An 18,950-nucleotide genomic window follows, 5' to 3' on the forward strand; every position below is an offset into this window, starting at 1 on the left:
CCCCTGCCTCTAATTCATCCACTATTGTTTCAGGTTTTGTTACTCTTTTTAATACAGCCTCGATTCTTGCTTTTAATAAAACCAGCATGAAAGGCTTTTTGATGTAATCATCAACACCGTTTCCAAAACTTTTTATCTGTTCATAATCTCCTGATTTGGCAGTCATCATTATAACCGGAACTTCAGACAATTCACGTATTTTCTTTAACACATATTGTCCGTCAAATACAGGTAGCATTATATCCAATAACACTAAATCAATTTTCTTAATGTTTTCTTCAAAAACTTTTATTGCACATTCTCCGTCTTTTGCCTCTAATATTTCGTAATCATAAATTTTTAGGAAATCCGCAACTGTCATTCTTAATTTGTCTTCATCCTCAACAATTAATATTGTTTTCTTATCCATCTCGTACTCCTATTGATTTATTTTATTAATATATGAACAGGCAGCTAAAGCCGCAACAGCTCCATCTGATGCTGCTGTTGTAAGCTGTCTTACCTGTTTTGTTCTGCAATCTCCTGCCACAAATACACCTTCCGTATTTGTAGTACATGTTTCATCCGCCTTTATATAACCTTTACCATCTAATTCTACCATATCTGAAAATTTTTCATTGTCAGGCATTTGTCCAATTGCTATAAACGCTCCCTGAACCTTTATTTCAGATAATGTATTCTTTTTAACATTTAATATTTCCAGTCCTTCTACTGATTGCTCTCCTTTTATTGACTTTACAACACTGTCAAAAACAAATTTCACATTGCCTTTTTCTTTTAAAATATCTGTCAGTCCCTTTTCCCCCCTAAATTCATTTCGTCTATGAACAACATAGACCAAATTACAATAATCAGACAAAAACAATGCATCCTCTAATGCCGTGTTTCCTCCACCTACAACTGCCACATCTTTTCCTCTGAAAAATGCCCCGTCACAGGTTGCACAATAAGAAACACCTGCACCGGTTAGTTTATCTTCGTTATTAACTCCTAAGGGTCTGTTTTTAGCCCCGGTAGCTATAATCACGGTTTTTCCCTGATACTTAGTCTTATTAGTTACCACTACTTTATAACCGGAATTATTCTGAATTTTAATAACTTCTTCAAACTTAAATTCAGCGCCTAATTCTCTTGTCTGATTATAAAGATTATTTGCAAAAATAAATCCGGACACCTTTGAAATTCCCGGATAATTTTCAACCTCCGGAGTATTTATTATTTGTCCACCATAATTTTTTTCCTCAATTATTAAAACTGTTTTCCCGGCACGTCTTGCATATATTCCTGCCGTCATTCCGGCAGTACCTGCGCCAATTACAATAACATCATACATAATCTTGTCCTTAACTTAGAAATTTTATCAAATAACTTTGATATAAAAAAGTCATTTCCCACGAAATTCATTACACCATAAATTTTATCATAAAAAAACGGATGTGTATATTATTCTCTATATACCTATCCGTTTTAAACTATAATTATTTATTAATAAGTTCTAATAACTCTTCCTTAGATATGAGTCCAATAGATTTCTGTGCTTCCTCACCATTTTCAAATAATATTAATGTTGGAATTGACATTACATTATATCTCAAAGCAATTTCCGGCTGTGTGTCAACGTTGAGTTTGCCTATGATTATATCATTTCTTTCTTCTGCAACTTCGTCAACAATTGGTCCCATCACCTGACATGGTCCGCACCATTCCGCCCAAAAATCTACTAAAACAGGCTTATCTGCCTTTAAAACTGTATGCTCAAAATTATCCTTTGTTATTTCAACTACTGCCATAACGTACCTCCTTTCGTTTTATCACTTTTAGTATATCCACTTTTTTTAATACAATTTATCCCTAATATATTTTACTTTTCATTCCTTCCCTTATATAATACCATTTTATACAGCTGTATTAAAGCTGTTGGTGCAAAAGCCAGTGCAATGGCAAATACCAGATTTCTTACTCCTATATTTGCAATATCAAACAAACCACTAAGAGGTGTTATAACAATAACTCCACCAATAAAGATAAGTCCTGCCACAAATGCCATTACGCTAAACTTATTTGACAATAATTTTATCTTTGATATTGGTTTATCATTTCTGCAATTAAAGCAGTGGAACAATCTTGCTATGGTTAATGTTAAAAATGCCATTGTTGTTGCAAATCCACTACTTACATTTAAACCTATATAATAAGAAATTACTGTTGCAATTGCAACTAAACCACCTTGAATCAGGATTTTTTGTATAAAATCTTTTGTTAAAAGCCCCTCTTTATGATTTCTAGGAGGCATTCTAAGCAATGATTTATCTGACGGTTCCATTCCAATGGCAATTGCCGGAAGGGAATCTGTCAGCAAGTTCATAAACAAAAGGTGTACCGGCGTAAATGGTGCCGGAAGCCCTAATAAAACTGTATAAAGAACAGTAAGGATTCCTGCCATGTTACCGGATAAAAGAAATATAATGGCATTTTTAATGTTTCTAAATACATTTCTTCCATTAGAAACTGCCTTAATAATAGTTGCAAAATTATCATCTGCCAAAATCATGGTTGCAGCATCTTTAGAAACCTCTGTCCCTGTTATTCCCATGGCTATGCCTACATCCGACTTTTTAAGTGCCGGTGCGTCATTTACCCCATCACCGGTCATGGCTGTAATATGTCCTCTGTTTTGCCATGCCTTAACTATTCTTATTTTATTTTCCGGAGAAACTCTGGCATACACCGAAATATTTTCAACGTTTTCATTAAGCCACTCATCATCTTTTTTATCCAGCATAAGACCTGTAATAGCCATATCCCCTTCCCGGTATATTCCTGCTTCCTTAGCAATGGCTACAGCTGTCGTTTTGTGGTCTCCTGTAATCATGACTGTTTTTATGCCTGCACTTTTAGCATCCATAACCGCAGGAATCGTTTCCTCCCTGAGAGGATCTGCCATGGCAACTAATCCAATAAATGTATAGTCACATTCCTCCTCTAATCCTAACTTATGGTTAGTTTCCTTGTATGCAAAAGCAAGAACCCTTAGTCCATTTTCTGAAAACTTTTCGTATGCCTTAACAATTTGCTCCTTCTCGTTAATTGTCATATCAACCACTTTATTTTCATGTTTTACCCGGATACATTTTTCTATAAGTAAGTCCGGTGCCCCTTTAGTAAGAATGGTCTCCCTTCCATGCAGCTTACATTTGACACTCATCATTTTTCTGTCTGAATCAAAAGGAATTTCCTCCATTCTGTTAATCCATTTTCTAATGAAATCTGTATCCAGCTTCTTCTGCTGATTTAAATTAACGTTATCTGCCATTTCCATTAATGAGTACTCAGTAGGATCACCAATGTATTTCCCATTAGACAAAATAGCATCATTGGCAATAACAGCATCATATATAAGATATCTGTGCACATCCTTAGTTAAATCAATTTCTTCCGGCTTTATATTCCTTCCAGCTGTGAAAATTTCTTTTACAGTCATTTTGTTTTTAGTAAGGGTTCCTGTTTTATCTGAACATACAACAGAAACACATCCAAGGCTTTCCACTGCTTTTAAATCCTTTATTATGGCATTTTCTCTTGCCATTTTACTTGTTCCAATTGCCTGAACAATGGTAACTATAGACCCTAATGCCTCAGGTATTGCAGCCACAGCCAGTGCCACCGCAAACATCAGTGCATCCAGCGGATTAGTTCCACGGTACAAATATAGTGCAAACACAATGGCACTTATAATCATAATGGCAATGGCAAGGCCTTTACTAAATTTATCAAGATTTTGCTGTAATGGTGTTTTATTGTCCCCTACGGCATTTATCATTCCTGCTATTTTCCCTAGTTCCGTATCCATTCCCACAGCAGTAACTATCATTTCTCCACGTCCATAAACTACTAAGCTTCCGGTATATACCATATTTTTTCTGTCAGCCAATGCCACTTCTTCGTTAATAATTCTATTGTTCTTTTCTACCTCTGAGGCTTCCCCTGTAAGAGAACTTTCATTAACCTTTAATGAATAACTTTCCAAAATCCTGCCATCTGCCCCAATGACGTCTCCGGCTTCCACCAAAATCACATCTCCCACAACGATTTCCGAAGATTTAATTTCAAGTTTTTGTCCGTCTCTTTTCACCTTAACCATGGGGGATGATAGCTCCTTAAGGCTTTCCAATGATTTCTCGGCTTTTACATATTGTACAGTACCTAATATAGCATTCATAATAAGAACTACTATTATAACAATTGTACTTTCAACGCTTCCTGAAACAGCTGAAATAATAGCTGCAACTACCAATATAGCTACTAACAAATCAGCAAATTGTTCCACAAAAATTCTAAGTATGCTTTTCTTATGTGCCTCCTCTAAAATGTTTTCTCCATATTTTTCTTTTCTGCTTTCCACATCTTTACCAGCCAGTCCCTGTTGAGAAACTCCCAATTCCTTTAGGACTTCTTCTTTTCCCATTCTCCAAAACTCTTTCATATAGACCTCCTCAAATACTTAATAAGTATTTTTATGCGAAAAAAGAACGAGACCTTTATCGCACAAAAATAACGGCGATAAAAGTCTCGTTCTTTTAGAATGTTCTAACTGCACTTCCCGGTTTTAAAAAAAACGTGATGACGACAAGTGCACCAACTTACGTTGTGAACTACTCCCTAATATCTTCTAATAGACTAACACATATATTAACCTTATGCAAGTATAACACAATTTTATTTTTTTCAGATATTATTTATGAAACTCTATTCCATAAGATATATTTTTTTCATTATTAGCTGATAATTTGCACTCTCCAGCCTTGTCCTTTAAATCTCCGGTAAAGCCATCGTTATCTGTTCTGCCATACCACGGCTCAATACAAACAAAATCAGCCTCTCCCTTTGACCATATACCTACATATGGAAAACCTGCACAATAAAGTGAAATAAATGGTGTTCTGTCAGGTTTTAATATCCTCACCGTATGTAACTGACTGTTTTCAAAAATCAGTGCATCCTTATCAAACATATTTCTTGCAATATGACATGCATTTTTGTTTAATACAAGAGGATGTGATTCATCCGGATATGCTAAACCATTGCTTTGATTTATAAGAATGTAATGGGCAAATGTCTTTTCCGGAAATTCCAGATAATAATCCTCTCTGCTACATCTGTTATCTCTTGGAATGGCAAATCCCGGGTGTCCTCCAATAGAATAATACATATCATCGGTTCCATTATTCTTAACTTTCCATTCCACCTCTACCATTCTTGGATTGTCTGCTGAAAATCTGTGAGTAACTGTTAATTCAAAATCAAATGGATAGATTTTAAGACTTTCTTCATCAGCCTTTAAACAATGGGAAATACTGTTTTCTGTTTCAGCTACAAGTTCAAATTCCCTATCCCTTGCAAATCCATGCTGTGTTTTCATTTCGTATTCTTTTCCATTATATCTATAAACTCCATTATTTACCTTTCCTACAAAAGGAAATAAAATTGGTGCATGTCTGTTCCATACGTCAGGATTTGCACACCATATACGCTCCTCATTATTTTCCTTGTCATACACACTTACAAGTTCTGCCCCTTTATCTTCTATAGTTACTTTTAAATAGTCATTTTCAATTATGTGTTCTGCCATTTTAAAACCCCTCTTCATAGTATTTACGTTATAATCTGTTCATATTATACAATAATATAATAAAAATTTTAACCCAAAATTAATTATTTATTTGCATTTGTTATAGGAAAATTTATTTTTATGCAGTTTCTAAAGAAAACAAAAAGCCATATCTGCACAAAAATACAGTTATGGCTCTTCTATATATTTTATAATTAATTTATGCTTCAAGCATTTTTTCAATTGTGGCAATCTTTGTACAAACTATAAGGATCTTGCTTGCCTTAACTAAATCTTCAGGTGTTGCATAGGATGGTGCAATTCTTATATTGCTGTCCTTTGGATCCTTTCCATATGGGTATGTTGCTCCTGCTCCTGTAAGAATCATACCTGCATCCTTACACATTGAAACAACCTTCTTTGCACAGCCTTCCATTACATCTAATGAAATAAAGTAACCGCCCTGTGGTTTTGTCCATGCGGCAATTTCCGCATCCTTTAATTCCTTGTCAAGCATTGATAATACAGCATCAAACTTTGGTCTTAAAAGAGCTGCGTGTTTCATCATGTGTGCTTTTACACCATCAAAATCCTTAAAGAACTTAACATGTCTTAACTGATTAATTTTGTCATATCCAATAGTCTGAATGCCCATCTGTTTCTTAATAAAAGCAATATTTGCCTTTGATGTAGCCATTGCTGCCACACCTGAACCCGGGAATGAAACCTTTGATGTTGAAGCAAACTCATATACCATATCAGGATTTCCTGCTTTTTCACATTCTTCCAATATATTTAATATTTTTTCCTGTTTGCTTTCATCTTCATATAAATGATGAATTGCATAAGCATTATCCCAGAATATTCTAAAATCCTTTGCCGCCGGCTTAAGGGCCGCAAAACGTCTTACAACTTCATCTGAATAAGCCACTCCTGTTGGATTTGCGTACTTCGGTACACACCAGATACCTTTTATTGCCTCATCCTCTGATACAAGCTTTTCTACCATATCCATATCAGGACCATCTTCATTCATTGGCACATTAATCATTTCCACGCCAAAAAATTCTGTTATGGCAAAATGTCTGTCATATCCCGGAACAGGACACAACCACTTTACCTTATCTAATTTACACCAAGGTGTTTCACCTAACACACCATGTGTAAATGAACGTGACACGGTATCATACATAATGTTCAAACTTGCATTACCGAAAACTATAACATTTTTCGGTGAAACTTCCATAATATCTGCCATCATCTGTTTTGCTTCAGGTATTCCGTCTAAAAGTCCATAGTTTCTGCAATCAAAACCTACTGTTGTCTTATAGTCTGAATTTCCGTCAAGAACATTCATCATTCCCATGGAAAGATTTAACTGGTCTTCTCCCGGCTTTCCTCTTGACATATCAAGACTAATGTCTGAATCAAGAATCTTTGCATATTCTTCCTTTAATTTTACAAGTTCCTCATTTAACTGCTCTTTTGATAAAGTATTGTACCCTGCCATTATTCCTTCTCCTCACATAAAATAAATTAATTCTTCAGTACATCTATATTTTTAACCACATAATCAATCATTGATATAATTGTAAGGGCAAGGGAAATCCATATAAGAATTTCTCCTATAACATCAAATACTGCATATGGTAAATTTAATATAAGTACTATAATCATCAACATTTGAAATGTTGTTTTAAACTTTCCCCACCAACCTGCTGCAAGGACGATTCCCTGATCAGCAGCCAATGTTCTAAATCCACTGATAAACAATTCCCTGCTAATAATAATTATAACTATCCATGCAGGAATTTTATCCGGTGTAAGACAGATAAGCGCTGAACATACCAATAGCTTATCCGCTAATGGATCCATAAATTTTCCAAAATTAGTAACCAAATTATATTTTCTTGCGATTTTTCCATCAAGAAAATCCGTAAGACTTGCCAATATAAATATTGCCACTGCAATATAATTATTATATGTAATCCCATCTGCAAGTAAAAATATTACAAACACAGGAATACACAAAATTCTAAACACTGTCAATTTATTCGGTAAATTCATATAGCCTCCTAAACTTTACAAAACCAATTCTCCAATCAGGTCATAGTCATTTGTTCCGGTAACCTTTACCTTTACAAAATCTCCTGTCATCAGTTCTTCGTCTGTTACAATAAAAATATTACTGTCAACTCCCGGTATATCCATATATGTTCTTCCCATATATGCATGTTCACCGGATATATGTCCCTCTATAAGTGCAACAAACTCTCTTCCCACAAGCTTTTCAGACTTTTCAAATACAATTTCCTGTTGTAATTCCATAATTTCATTACGACGGGAGATTTTTACTTCTTCATCTATCTGGTCTTCCATATTAGCCGCCGGAGTATTTTCCTCTGCTGAATATGTAAAAACTCCAAGTCTGTCAAATTCCATTTCATCAACAAATTCCATGGTTATCTGATGGTCTTCCCGGGTTTCTCCCGGAAATCCTGTAATTAGAGTAGTTCTAAGAACAATGTCCGGAATCTTACTTCTAAGCTTTGCGATAATATCTCTTAACTGTTTATTGTCTGTTCTTCTTCCCATTCTCTTTAAAACATTATCACTGGCATGCTGAATAGGAATATCCAGATAATGGCATATCTTACTTTCTGATGCCATTACATCTATTAACTCATCATATATTTCTTCCGGATAGCAATATAATACTCTGATCCAGTACACTCCCGGAATTTTTGCCAGTTCTTTTAAAAGAACATGTAATGATTTTTTGCCATATAAATCAACACCATACATGGTTGTTTCCTGAGCCACCAAAATAAGTTCTTTTACACCGCTTTCAGCCAGCTCCTTAGCCTCTTTTAAAACGTCTTCCATCTTAACGCTTCGGTAATTTCCCCTTATTTTAGGAATAATACAGTATGTGCAATGTTTGTCACAACCTTCTGCTATTTTTAAATATGCATAACTTCCTGATGTGGATAAATTTCTCGGTGCATTTTCCCCTGCATGAATATCAATATTCTTAAGACAAAAAACCTTTTCCTTTTCCTTAAAGAAATTATTAAGTGCATCTGCAATGCTGTCTATTGCCGTTGTTCCTATGCATATGTCAATTTCAGGAATTTCTTCCTTAATTTCATAATAATAACGCTGTGCCAGACAACCTGCTAACACTAGTGCCTTGCAATTTCCTTCTTCCTTGTATCTTGCCATTTCAAAAATGGTATTAATGCTTTCTTCCTTTGCATCATTAATAAAGCAACAGCTGTTAATTACTATAATATCAGCTTCTCTTTCATCATCAGTAAACTGATAACCTGCTTTTTCAAGTATTCCCGACATATGCTCAGAATCCACAAGATTCTTATCACATCCTAATGATATAAACAGTACTTTCAAACAAAAAACTCCTTATTTTAAAATAAAGCCTAAGAAAAAGTGTCGTAACCGACACTTTATTCCTCTTCTTCGTCTTCGCCTAAAATTCTGATTTTAGAATTATATAATTCATCTACAGCTATTGATAATGGTTTCTTACCTTCTGCATTGTCAATAAGTGGTGTATCACCTGCTATTAACTGTCTTGCTCTTTTAGATGTAGCCATTACAATTGAATATCTGCTCTGTACTACCGGCTGTTCACCGTCTTCAACCTCACTGTTTGCAACTGCCATTAAATCTGAATATGATGGATGTAACATATTATTCTCCTCTCTTAAAACCTAAAATATCTTTTTTAATCTGTTCAACGAAATCCTTATCTGCTAAATCAGGATTATCATCATTTCTTATGCCATCTATGTTTTTGGCACATGTTTCAACTTTATCATTAACGACAAAATAGTCGTATTTATCTAAATTATCTGTTTCCTCTGCTGCCTTTGCCAATCTGTCATTTATAACTTCTATGCTTTCTGTATTTCTTCCCACCAGCCTTTTCTTAAGTTCCTTAGCACTTGGTGGAAGAATGTATACCATAACTGCTTCCGGCTTTTTCTCCTTAACCTGCAGGGCACCCTGAGTTTCTATTTCCAGAATAACATCTTTTCCCTGATTAATGTTATCCTCAACAAACTGCCTTGGTGTACCATAATAATGGTCTACATATCCTGCATATTCAAGTAGTGCATCTTCATTTACCATTTTTTCAAACTTGTCGTTAGTAATGAAGTGATAATGAACACCATTTATCTCATTTTCTCTCGGCTGTCTGGTTGTTACTGAAACTGAAAACTCATAATTGTCATAATTATTTTTCAAATATTCCATAACAGTTCCTTTTCCAACTCCCGAAAATCCTGAAACAATAATTAATTTTCCTTTTTTCATGGATGTCACCTCTACTCTATATTCTGAATCTGCTCTCTAACTTTTTCAATTTCTGTTTTAAGTTCAATAGCCATATCTGATATTTCTGCATCAGTTGTTTTTGATAAAGTGGTATTTGCCTCGCGGTTCATTTCCTGGGCAATAAAGTCCAGCCTTCTGCCAACAGCTCCTCCCTGAATCAGGGTATCTTTCATGGTTTTTATATGACTGTCCAATCTTACTAATTCCTCATCAACACAAATCTTGTCTGCAAATATGGTAACTTCCTGAGCAATTCGTGCCTCGTCGATGCTTGCCTCATCTAATAATTCATTAATACGTGTAGTTATTTTTTCCTTATATTCTTCTACAATAACAGGAGACTTTTCAGTAATTTTTTCAACTAATACAATCATGTCATCTAATTTTGAAATCAAATCTTTCTTCAGATGTTCACCTTCCACTCTTCTGGTTTCAACTAACTTTTCAGTTGCCTGATCAATAGCTGAAATAACAAGTGACTGTATTACTTCTTCATCATCCTGACCGCTTTCTACCGTAATAACATCAGGGCTTTTAACTATAAAGCTGGTTTTAATGTCATTATCAATGCCTAAATCTTCACTGATTTGTGCAAAGCAGTCGTAATACTCCCTGGCTAATTCCTTATTGTATCTTATGCTTTCGCTTCCCTCACCGAGGTTTTCATAAGTTACAAAAACGTCAATTTTTCCACGCTGCACGTATTTCTTCATTTCGTTACGCACCGCGCTTTCTAAGAAATTAAGCTTTCTTGGTAATTTTATTCCTAATTCTAAATATCTGTGGTTGACAGATTTCATTTCTACCGTAACTTTTCTGTCGCCTTCGGTAACTTCCGACCTGCCAAATCCTGTCATACTTTTTAGCATGTTGCCTCCTAATGAACTATTTGCCCATAATTCACTTTATTATAATTCATAGAAGCCTTACCGTCAAGGTTTGAGTTTCCTTGACTTAACCCTTATTTAATATTAAAATTTAATTTGTTACATTTTAAACAAAATTTTTAACTAATTAAGGAGACCTATATGGCTTTTGATGGAATAACCGTATCTGCTCTTGTTTCGGAATTTAATTCCCGTTTAGCAGAAGGTAGAATATATAAAATTGCCCAGACTGAATCTGATGAGCTTATGATTACATATAAGGCAGGAAAAACCCAGCATAAAATGCTTATTAGTGCTAATGCAAGTCTTCCCCTTGCTTATTTTACTGAAAATAACAAGCAGGCGCCTTTAACTGCGCCTAATTTTTGTATGCTTTTAAGAAAACATATTAATAGCGGAAGGATTTTAAGTATAACCCAGCCGGGACTTGAACGTATTATTGACTTTGAAATTCAGCATTTAGATGAATTAGGGGATGTAAAGGTAAAACATCTTATTGTTGAGCTTATGGGAAAACATAGTAACATAATTTTTACTGACGATAACAATACAATTATTGACAGTATTAAGCATGTAACTTCCGTTATGAGCTCTGTAAGACAGGTTTTGCCGGGGAAACCTTATTTTATTCCTGAAACCATGGATAAGGCTAATCCTCTTGAAATCACAAGAGAAGATTTCTTTAATATTGTTTTTTCAAAGCCTATGGCATTGTCTAAGGCAATATATACCAGTTTTACCGGAATCAGTCCTACTATTGCCGAAAGCCTGTGTTTTGAAAACAAATTAGATTCTTCAATGCCTGCCAACACTATTGTTCACGGTGACCAGAATCTTATATGGATGAGTTTTTATTCTATGATTAATAAAATTAAAAAGCAGGAATTTTCCCCTGTAATTTACGAAAAGGATGGCAAACCGGAAGAGTTTAGTGCTATCCCTCTTTCAACTTATCCTGACTGCGTTGCAACAAATTATGAAAGTATAAGTGAACTTTTAGAAACCTACTATGCTAAGAAAAATCTTTACACAAGAATGCGGCAAAAGTCAGTTGACCTACGAAAAATAGTAACTAACGCCCTTGAAAGGGAAAACAAAAAATATAATCTTCAGTTGCACCAGTTAAAGGATACTGAAAAAAAAGACAAATATAAGGTTTATGGGGAGCTTCTTACCACATACGGCTATTCAATTACTCCCGGAACTAAAGTTTTTGAAACCACGGATTTTTATACCGGAAAGCCTGTTAAAATTACTCTTGACACTACTATGTCACCAATTGACAATGCCAAGAAGTTTTTTGAAAAATACACTAAATTAAAGAGAACTTATGAAGCCCTTAGTGAAATAATAAAGGAGACCAAAGCCTCCATAACCTATTTAGAATCCATTGACGTTGCCCTTGATATTGCTGACAGCGAAGAGGATTTAAAGGCAATTTCTAAGGAATTAAGGCAAACCGGTTATATTAAACATAGCTCTAAGGATAAAAATAAAAAAGACAGGGATAAAAGCAAGCCCCTTCATTTTATATCCTCTGACGGATTTGATATGTATGTGGGAAAAAACAACATCCAAAACGAAGAGCTTACTTTTAAGATTGCCACTGGAAATGACTGGTGGTTTCACAGCAAAACCTTCCCCGGCTCTCATGTTATAGTCAAATGTAATAACAAAGAGCTTCCTGATAATACTTTTGAGGAAGCTGCAAGACTTGCAGCCTTTTACTCAAAGGGTTCTAATCAGGATAAGGTTGAGATAGATTACATTCAGAAAAAACACATAAAGAAGGTTGCCGGTGCCATGCCCGGTTTTGTAATTTATCATACTAATTTTTCCATGACTATTGCCCCTGATATTTCAGGCATTAAAGAAGTCAAATAAATTTATTTGTAATTTAAAAGACAGGTATCTGATTTCATTAAAGAAATTTCTACCTGTCTTTTTATACTTTTTACGATTTTAATGTCAGCTATTATCCTAACAAATCATTATATAACTGCTGGTATTTTTCAGCTGATGCCTTCCATGAGAAATCAGCCTTCATAGCCCTTTCAACCATCTTGTTCCAATCACGTTTTTTATCATAAAATACATGTTCTGCGTATCTTACCGTACCCATCATCTCATGAGCATTATAATTGCTAAATGAGAATCCTGTACCTGTATTTTCGTATTCATTGTAAGGCTGTACCGTATCTTTTAATCCACCGGTTTCGCGGACTATCGGAAGTGTACCATATCTTAAACTCATAAGCTGACTAAGTCCACACGGTTCAAAGAGAGATGGCATAAGGAATGCATCACATGCGGCGTAAATCTTATGAGATAACTCCTCTGAATAGAAAATATTGGCAGATACGTCTTTTCCATATTTCCAGTCAAAATGTCTGAACATATTTTCGTATCTTTCTTCCCCTGTTCCTAAAATTACAAACTGAACTGCATCCTGACACAACTCATCCATAACGCATGCTATAAGATCAAGTCCCTTCTGATCCGTAAGTCTGCTTACAAGTCCTATCATCATTTTCTTTGGATTAACCTCTAATCCCAATTCCTTCTGCAGTGCTGTTTTATTTTTAACCTTTTCTTTTCTAAAATTCTCTACTGAGAAATTTTTGGCAATAAGGTTGTCTGTAGCCGGGTCATATTCCTTGTAATCAATTCCGTTTACAATTCCTCTTAAGCAGTTTGACCTTGCCCTCATAAGTCCATCTAAGCCTTCCCCATAAAACGGTGTTTTTATTTCCTGAGCATATGTATCACTAACTGTTGTTACCATATCAGCATAAACAATTCCACCCTTTAAGTAATTTCCATTATCATAATCCTTTAACTTATCAGATGTGAAATAATAATCTGATAGTCCTGCAATATCCTTTATGGTATCTATATCCCATACACCCTGGAATTTAAGGTTATGTATTGTCATAATCGACTTAATTCCACGATAGAAATCGCCATATGCGAAACTGTCATGTAAATATACAGGAATAAGTCCTGTCTGCCAGTCATGACAATGTATAACGTCAGGTCTGAAATCAATTACCGGAAGTGCTGACAACACAGCCCTTGAGAAAAATGCAAATTTTTCAAGGTCATATCTCACATCACTGTATGGCTTGTCTCCTGCAAAATAATATTCATTGTCAATGAAGTAATATTTAACCCCTTCATATTCCATTTCCATTATTCCAACATACTGTCTTCTCCAGCAAAGGTCCATGTAAAAATGATTTAAATAAGTCATTTTATCCTTCCACTTCTGGTTCATACACATATATTTAGGAATAATAACTCTAACATCGTATTCTTTTTTGTCAAAACATTTTGGTAGTGAACCTACAACATCTGCAAGACCACCGGTCTTAATAAAAGGTGCACATTCTGATGCAACGAATAAAATTTTCTTCATAGTTTTACCTCCGGTTCATATTTTTCTTAAGTATATAATACTAAAAATGTCTGATAAATAAAAGGTATTTTTATCTGCATTTGTATTCTAACCTGATTTTATCTGCAATTAATGCAATAAATTCTGAATTGGTAGGCTTACCCTTTTCCGCATTAATGGTGTAGCCAAACAATTCATCAATGGTGTCCATTCTTCCCCTGTTCCACGCAACTTCAATAGCATGTCTTATAGCTCTTTCCACTCTGCTTGATGTGGTCTGAAACTTCTTTGCAATGGTTGGATAAAGAATCTTTGTAATGGAATTAAGCATTTCCGGGTCATTAACCGACATAATAATTGCCTCTCTTAAATACTGATAGCCCTTAATATGAGCCGGAACTCCCACATCATGTATGATGTTTGTAACGTCCCCTTCAATATTTCTTTCCATAAACTGCTTTTTATCCTCATATGGAGCAATAAGCTTTTTATTTTCAGGTATTTTTCTGTTATATGAGCTTACGCTTTTTATTCTGTCAACAATCATATCCATTTCAAAGGGCTTTAACATATAGTAACCTGCCCCCATGCCAAAGGCATCCTGAATTACTGTCTCATTGCTTATGGCTGATGCAATTATGAAAAAAGGCAATTTAATCATACTGCCATCATTATGTATTTTGTTCATCAGTGACAGTCCGTCCATCTTTGGCATAATCAAATCAAGTATAACAACATCAGGGTTATTCTTCTTTATCATATCATATGCTTCTTCCCCATTAGTTGCCTTGCCAACTACCTCAATTTCACTGTCATCTGATAATTTATCACAAATATTGCTTATTATCTTCTCATTATCATCTACTATGGCTACGTTAATTTTCTCATTTTTTCTGCCATAATTTGTATTAATCACTCTATTTATACTGCTATTTCCCGTATTACTGATTATCATCTATCCTCCTGTTTGTCAAAATACAGTACTGTTTGAATTCTTTTGACAAAGAAGATTATAGATTGTATTTTGTTCCAGTTCAACTTAAAGAAATCGCATAAAAACCCATAATTCGACAAAGGGGTTTACATATAATTTTTTATGTAACATAAAAAGATTAAATACATCAATAAATCGCCAATTTAAAGTCGATTTTTTTACTGAAATGTCGATAAAAAATTAATTAATATAAACAATCATTTTTTCCTTATCTGACAATTCAATAACGTAACCATCTCTTAATTCGTAATACACTTTTGGCTTTAACAAAGTACCATTAACCCTTGTTCCATTAGTGGATGCATAGTCAGCCACCCTGTATTTTCCGTCTTTATATGAAATAACCACGTGTATTTTTGATATATAAGTCTCCGGTATTACAATATTGGCATTTTCCCTTCCAATGGTAAAAGGACTTTTGTTTATAACGTATTTTTTATTATTGTAAATAACCATTGCCTCCGGCTGCTGTGCCACCGGACGTCTTACAGGTTCTTCCTCTTTTTTATAATGTCTTGTAATGTTTTTTTTGCTTAAATCCTTTTTCTTTTTTAATTCTAAATGCGCCTCAGTAAAAGGATTTAACACCATTCCATCCAATCCCTCACAATCATTCATAAATGTATAGGCATCCATTGCTGCCATTCTTATAAGTGAAAATGTATTCATATAGTCCTCCGGTATCTGTTCATAAGAAGTAAATACCGGAAGAAGTCTTGCACGATTTCCATCTTTAACAATGTCAGGAGTCATTGATACCCCTTCCATTACCTCATCATATATTTCACAACCATCAAAGCCTGCCCTTACTGCCATAATTATTTCGGCATTTTGAAGCATATTCACAATATCCTTCCTTTTTACTTTCTTTTCAGGCTTCTTGTTGTATTTTTTTATCATGTCCTCTATTTCATAAGCCAGTTGAATATTATTTCTTCCCATAAATAATTCCTTTCTGCTATCAATTTTTCTATGGTATCACAGGTTAAACAAACCCTTTTATTGATTATACTACATTTTTTGCAAGTTTGGGTATTTTTCTATGCATAGGACAAAACCGTCAAACAATTTATATTTAAATGCCTTCCAATCAACAAATATCATTATCTTTTCCTACTTCTTACGTATCCTTCCTCAATATTCCTAAATACTCCTCATAGACAAACACTCTATTTCTCGCAGCATTGGTGGTCTCCTGCAAAATACCAAGTTCGACGAGCTTCTTTACTGCCGTAGCTACTGTATTATAACTAATACCTAATTTCTTAGCAGTTCTCTTAATATCAATAATCGGATATTGCTCGATATAATCAAACACAGCCCTCAAATTATCTTTACTTCTAGTGGTTTTCGGAAGCTTTTCTATGTTAGTTTCATGCAATACAGAAAGCTGACGAATTGTTTCTAAAGAATCAGATGCTGCTTTACTCACTGATTCCAAAAAGAATCTTATCCATTGTTCAAAGTTTCCACTTCTTCTAACTTCACTAATTCGGTCATAATATTCTACCTGGTTTTTTTTCAAAAAATATGATATATAAATGACTGGTTTTGCAAGCAATCCCTGTTCCATCAGATAAAGAAGTATTAAAAGTCTTCCGATTCTTCCATTGCCGTCCAAAAATGGATGTATTGTCTCAAACTGATAGTGAATCAATGCTACCCGAATCAATGAATCATAATCCGTATTCTCATTAATATATTTTTCTAAATCATCCATGGCTTCTTGCATATCATCTACATTTGGAGGAATATATCTTGCATCTTTTAATGAGCAGTTGGCTGGCCCAATCCAGTTTTGAGAATGTCTAAACTCTCCCGGCGTCTTATCCTGTCCACGAACATTTTCCATTAATACTTCATGTATTTCTCTTATTAATCTGCAACATAAAGGTAATTCTTCCAGACGCTTTAATGCATACTGTGTTGCTTTCACATAATTAATGACATCTGAAACATCCAGATTTGCATTTGTTTCCACTTCCGGATCTAGCACATCATCAAGAGTGCACTGTGTTCCTTCTATTTGTGAGGAAATTAATGCTTCTTTTCTAACATACATTAATATAAACAAATCCGCATTTGAAATTAACTGTGATGCAGTATCTAGTTTTACAAGTTGTTTATTGGCATCTACTAAAAGTCTTACCATTTCCTCATCCATTTTAATTTTTGGCATTGGCGGTAATGGATTTGGTTTAAAAGATTGATAAGTAGCCTCTCCTGTTAAATTGTCAACATACGTTCCTGCTCGACTCATAAAATTTCACCTCTTTTTGAAATAATTATACTGATTATACCTCTTTTATTTCAAAAAGTCACCGTGTTTTTGAAATAGATCTATTATTTTTTGTGCCTTATTTCAAAAAATCTTTTTTTGCAACTGCTATAACTGCTTTTGCTCTCATGTATTCCCCATAACCTATTAGAAAGACTTTTGTGGTTAATTGTAATCCAACATATTTTCTATAAATATTCCGTACCCTTTAGTTGGATCATTAACAAAAACATGGGTTACAGCCCCAATAATGTGCCCATTTTGAATAATGGGAGAGCCACTCATTCCCTGAACTATCCCATTGGTCTTTTTTAAAAGTTCTTGGTCAGTAACTTTAATAACCATATTTTTTTCCTTATTGTTTACATTTATTTCCTCAATTTCTATATCATAATATTCAACATTTCCATTAGTAATAAACTGTATTTTTGCATCTCCTTTTTCTATTTCATCGTGGAATGCCACTTCCATTTTTTTCAGATTATATTTTGAAACTATGTCACTGTTGATTGTTCCTGACAAGCCGCAAAATCTGTTATCCTCTATATTTCCCAATACATTATTTTCATTGTAAAGTATTGTTCCGCAAAGTCCTCCCGGTTTGCCTTTTTCACCTTTTTTTACTCCCCATATATTGGCATTATATATGGTTCCATTATGGGATGATAACAGTTTGCCCGTGTCTATGTCACTGATTCCATGACCTAATGCCCTGTACTTTCCGTCATCTGTTACATATGTTATGGTTCCAATTCCCTGAGAATCGTCTCTTACCCATATTCCCAGCATATATTCACCGTCACTGTTTCTTTCAGGTTTAATTTTCACAGCTCTTATTCCCGTTTCATTTCTTACTGTAAGTAACACTTCTTTATTGCCGTTTTCATTTATCAAATATGATAACTGTGCCTTATTACTTACACTTATGTCATTAAATTTTACAATGTACTCCCCTTCATTTACTTTGTTTTTTGCAGGAGATATTTTATCCCCTGTTCCTGTATCAATGTCACCGGTTCCGATTATCATTACCCCCTGGGTTTTCAAATATAATCCTACAGGAAGTCCCACAGGATAGGCATATTCTTTATCCACTACCTTTACATTGGTATTTTTTAAATCAAAAATACCGAACAGCTTATATTTGCCCTTATAATTTCCCTTTTCACCGGAATATATATCATTTTCCCCTGATAATTTCACAGTATTTTCCCCTGTAACATCCAGCGAAACAGGCATTGAAAACTGATATTTTGTAACTTTGTTTGTTCCCACAAATATTGTATCCGGCAGGTTATTTTTTACATATAATGCTCCTGAAACAAGTATTACAATAAGTGCCGCCAATATTGATGCAATAATGCATTTTTTATATATTTTCATCATATTCATCCCTCCTGATATTATTCCCTTATTTTTCTATC

Annotated in this window: 17 protein-coding genes; 1 reads left to right on the plus strand and 16 read right to left on the minus strand. The window is 34.5% G+C overall.

The window, feature by feature from the left end; translation table 11 throughout:
* The 11 genes from Q5O30_RS07910 to Q5O30_RS07960 form a co-directional block, all read right to left on the minus strand.
* A partial coding sequence (locus tag Q5O30_RS07910) for a response regulator (protein WP_302674654.1) occupies positions 1-409 on the minus strand: 409 nt, incomplete at its 3' end.
* Between the two features lie 9 nt (positions 410-418).
* Positions 419-1,333, minus strand: coding sequence for a thioredoxin-disulfide reductase (gene trxB, locus Q5O30_RS07915; RefSeq protein WP_021953213.1), 915 nt, complete (start codon positions 1,331-1,333; stop codon positions 419-421).
* Between the two features lie 145 nt (positions 1,334-1,478).
* Positions 1,479-1,790: a thioredoxin gene (gene trxA / locus Q5O30_RS07920; RefSeq protein ID WP_021953214.1), complete on the minus strand. Its 312-nt coding sequence runs from the start codon at positions 1,788-1,790 to the stop codon at positions 1,479-1,481.
* A 71-nt stretch (positions 1,791-1,861) separates the two neighbouring features.
* A complete protein-coding gene (locus Q5O30_RS07925) occupies positions 1,862-4,483 on the minus strand; it encodes a cation-translocating P-type ATPase (protein WP_021953215.1) in 2,622 nt (873 codons plus the stop codon).
* Between the two features lie 249 nt (positions 4,484-4,732).
* Complete coding sequence (locus Q5O30_RS07930) at positions 4,733-5,629, minus strand: aldose 1-epimerase family protein (protein ID WP_021953216.1); 897 nt, start codon at positions 5,627-5,629, stop codon at positions 4,733-4,735.
* A 199-nt stretch (positions 5,630-5,828) separates the two neighbouring features.
* Positions 5,829-7,118 (minus strand): hypothetical protein, encoded by a 1,290-nt coding sequence (locus Q5O30_RS07935; RefSeq protein ID WP_021953217.1) that lies wholly within the window; start codon positions 7,116-7,118, stop codon positions 5,829-5,831.
* Positions 7,119-7,144: 26 nt separating this feature from the next.
* On the minus strand, positions 7,145-7,675 hold the full coding sequence (gene pgsA, locus Q5O30_RS07940; protein ID WP_021953218.1) for a CDP-diacylglycerol--glycerol-3-phosphate 3-phosphatidyltransferase: 531 nt from the start codon (positions 7,673-7,675) through the stop codon (positions 7,145-7,147).
* Between the two features lie 15 nt (positions 7,676-7,690).
* Positions 7,691-9,019, minus strand: coding sequence for a 30S ribosomal protein S12 methylthiotransferase RimO (gene rimO, locus Q5O30_RS07945; RefSeq protein WP_021953219.1), 1,329 nt, complete (start codon positions 9,017-9,019; stop codon positions 7,691-7,693).
* Positions 9,020-9,075: 56 nt separating this feature from the next.
* Positions 9,076-9,321 (minus strand): DNA-directed RNA polymerase subunit omega, encoded by a 246-nt coding sequence (gene rpoZ / locus Q5O30_RS07950; RefSeq protein ID WP_021953220.1) that lies wholly within the window; start codon positions 9,319-9,321, stop codon positions 9,076-9,078.
* Between the two features lies 1 nt (position 9,322).
* The gene (gmk, locus tag Q5O30_RS07955) at positions 9,323-9,949 is read right to left on the minus strand and encodes a guanylate kinase (protein ID WP_021953221.1); all 627 of its coding nucleotides are present in this window, start codon (positions 9,947-9,949) and stop codon (positions 9,323-9,325) included.
* An 11-nt stretch (positions 9,950-9,960) separates the two neighbouring features.
* Positions 9,961-10,839, minus strand: coding sequence for a YicC/YloC family endoribonuclease (locus Q5O30_RS07960; protein WP_021953222.1), 879 nt, complete (start codon positions 10,837-10,839; stop codon positions 9,961-9,963).
* A 159-nt stretch (positions 10,840-10,998) separates the two neighbouring features.
* Here Q5O30_RS07960 and Q5O30_RS07965 point away from each other — a divergent pair, with 159 nt between their 5' ends.
* The gene (locus tag Q5O30_RS07965) at positions 10,999-12,741 is read left to right on the plus strand and encodes an NFACT family protein (protein ID WP_021953223.1); all 1,743 of its coding nucleotides are present in this window, start codon (positions 10,999-11,001) and stop codon (positions 12,739-12,741) included.
* Positions 12,742-12,832: 91 nt separating this feature from the next.
* On the opposite strand, the gene glgA is transcribed toward Q5O30_RS07965, so the two are convergent.
* The 5 genes from glgA to spoIVB form a co-directional block, all read right to left on the minus strand.
* Positions 12,833-14,275: a glycogen synthase GlgA gene (glgA, locus tag Q5O30_RS07970; RefSeq protein WP_021953224.1), complete on the minus strand. Its 1,443-nt coding sequence runs from the start codon at positions 14,273-14,275 to the stop codon at positions 12,833-12,835.
* Positions 14,276-14,345: 70 nt separating this feature from the next.
* Positions 14,346-15,209: a sporulation transcription factor Spo0A gene (gene spo0A / locus Q5O30_RS07975; RefSeq protein ID WP_021953225.1), complete on the minus strand. Its 864-nt coding sequence runs from the start codon at positions 15,207-15,209 to the stop codon at positions 14,346-14,348.
* A 219-nt stretch (positions 15,210-15,428) separates the two neighbouring features.
* Positions 15,429-16,190, minus strand: a complete 762-nt coding sequence (locus Q5O30_RS07980) for an FHA domain-containing protein (RefSeq protein WP_021953226.1) — start codon at positions 16,188-16,190, stop codon at positions 15,429-15,431.
* Between the two features lie 178 nt (positions 16,191-16,368).
* Positions 16,369-17,508, minus strand: a complete 1,140-nt coding sequence (locus tag Q5O30_RS07985) for a Fic family protein (protein WP_021953227.1) — start codon at positions 17,506-17,508, stop codon at positions 16,369-16,371.
* Positions 17,509-17,691: 183 nt separating this feature from the next.
* The gene (gene spoIVB / locus Q5O30_RS07990) at positions 17,692-18,912 is read right to left on the minus strand and encodes a SpoIVB peptidase (RefSeq protein ID WP_021953228.1); all 1,221 of its coding nucleotides are present in this window, start codon (positions 18,910-18,912) and stop codon (positions 17,692-17,694) included.
* Positions 18,913-18,950 lie beyond the last annotated feature (38 nt).

This window comes from Eubacterium sp. CAG:161, from assembly GCF_000432355.1.
GTDB lineage: Bacteria > Bacillota > Clostridia > Lachnospirales > Lachnospiraceae > Eubacterium_G > Eubacterium_G segne.

What these genes read in the sequence shown, in the direction of transcription:
- Q5O30_RS07930 (WP_021953216.1), bottom strand. Translation starts at nt 5,629, where the DNA reads ATGGCAGAACACATAATTGAAAATGACTATTTAAAAGTAACTATAGAA.
- Q5O30_RS07960 (WP_021953222.1), bottom strand. Translation starts at nt 10,839, where the DNA reads ATGCTAAAAAGTATGACAGGATTTGGCAGGTCGGAAGTTACCGAAGGC.
- trxB (WP_021953213.1), bottom strand. Translation starts at nt 1,333, where the DNA reads ATGTATGATGTTATTGTAATTGGCGCAGGTACTGCCGGAATGACGGCA.
- Q5O30_RS07935 (WP_021953217.1), bottom strand. Translation starts at nt 7,118, where the DNA reads ATGGCAGGGTACAATACTTTATCAAAAGAGCAGTTAAATGAGGAACTT.
- Q5O30_RS07980 (WP_021953226.1), bottom strand. Translation starts at nt 16,190, where the DNA reads ATGGGAAGAAATAATATTCAACTGGCTTATGAAATAGAGGACATGATA.
- spo0A (WP_021953225.1), bottom strand. Translation starts at nt 15,209, where the DNA reads ATGATAATCAGTAATACGGGAAATAGCAGTATAAATAGAGTGATTAAT.
- glgA (WP_021953224.1), bottom strand. Translation starts at nt 14,275, where the DNA reads ATGAAGAAAATTTTATTCGTTGCATCAGAATGTGCACCTTTTATTAAG.
- trxA (WP_021953214.1), bottom strand. Translation starts at nt 1,790, where the DNA reads ATGGCAGTAGTTGAAATAACAAAGGATAATTTTGAGCATACAGTTTTA.
- Q5O30_RS07985 (WP_021953227.1), bottom strand. Translation starts at nt 17,508, where the DNA reads ATGAGTCGAGCAGGAACGTATGTTGACAATTTAACAGGAGAGGCTACT.
- Q5O30_RS07965 (WP_021953223.1), top strand. Translation starts at nt 10,999, where the DNA reads ATGGCTTTTGATGGAATAACCGTATCTGCTCTTGTTTCGGAATTTAAT.
- spoIVB (WP_021953228.1), bottom strand. Translation starts at nt 18,912, where the DNA reads ATGATGAAAATATATAAAAAATGCATTATTGCATCAATATTGGCGGCA.
- Q5O30_RS07925 (WP_021953215.1), bottom strand. Translation starts at nt 4,483, where the DNA reads ATGAAAGAGTTTTGGAGAATGGGAAAAGAAGAAGTCCTAAAGGAATTG.
- pgsA (WP_021953218.1), bottom strand. Translation starts at nt 7,675, where the DNA reads ATGAATTTACCGAATAAATTGACAGTGTTTAGAATTTTGTGTATTCCT.
- rpoZ (WP_021953220.1), bottom strand. Translation starts at nt 9,321, where the DNA reads ATGTTACATCCATCATATTCAGATTTAATGGCAGTTGCAAACAGTGAG.
- gmk (WP_021953221.1), bottom strand. Translation starts at nt 9,949, where the DNA reads ATGAAAAAAGGAAAATTAATTATTGTTTCAGGATTTTCGGGAGTTGGA.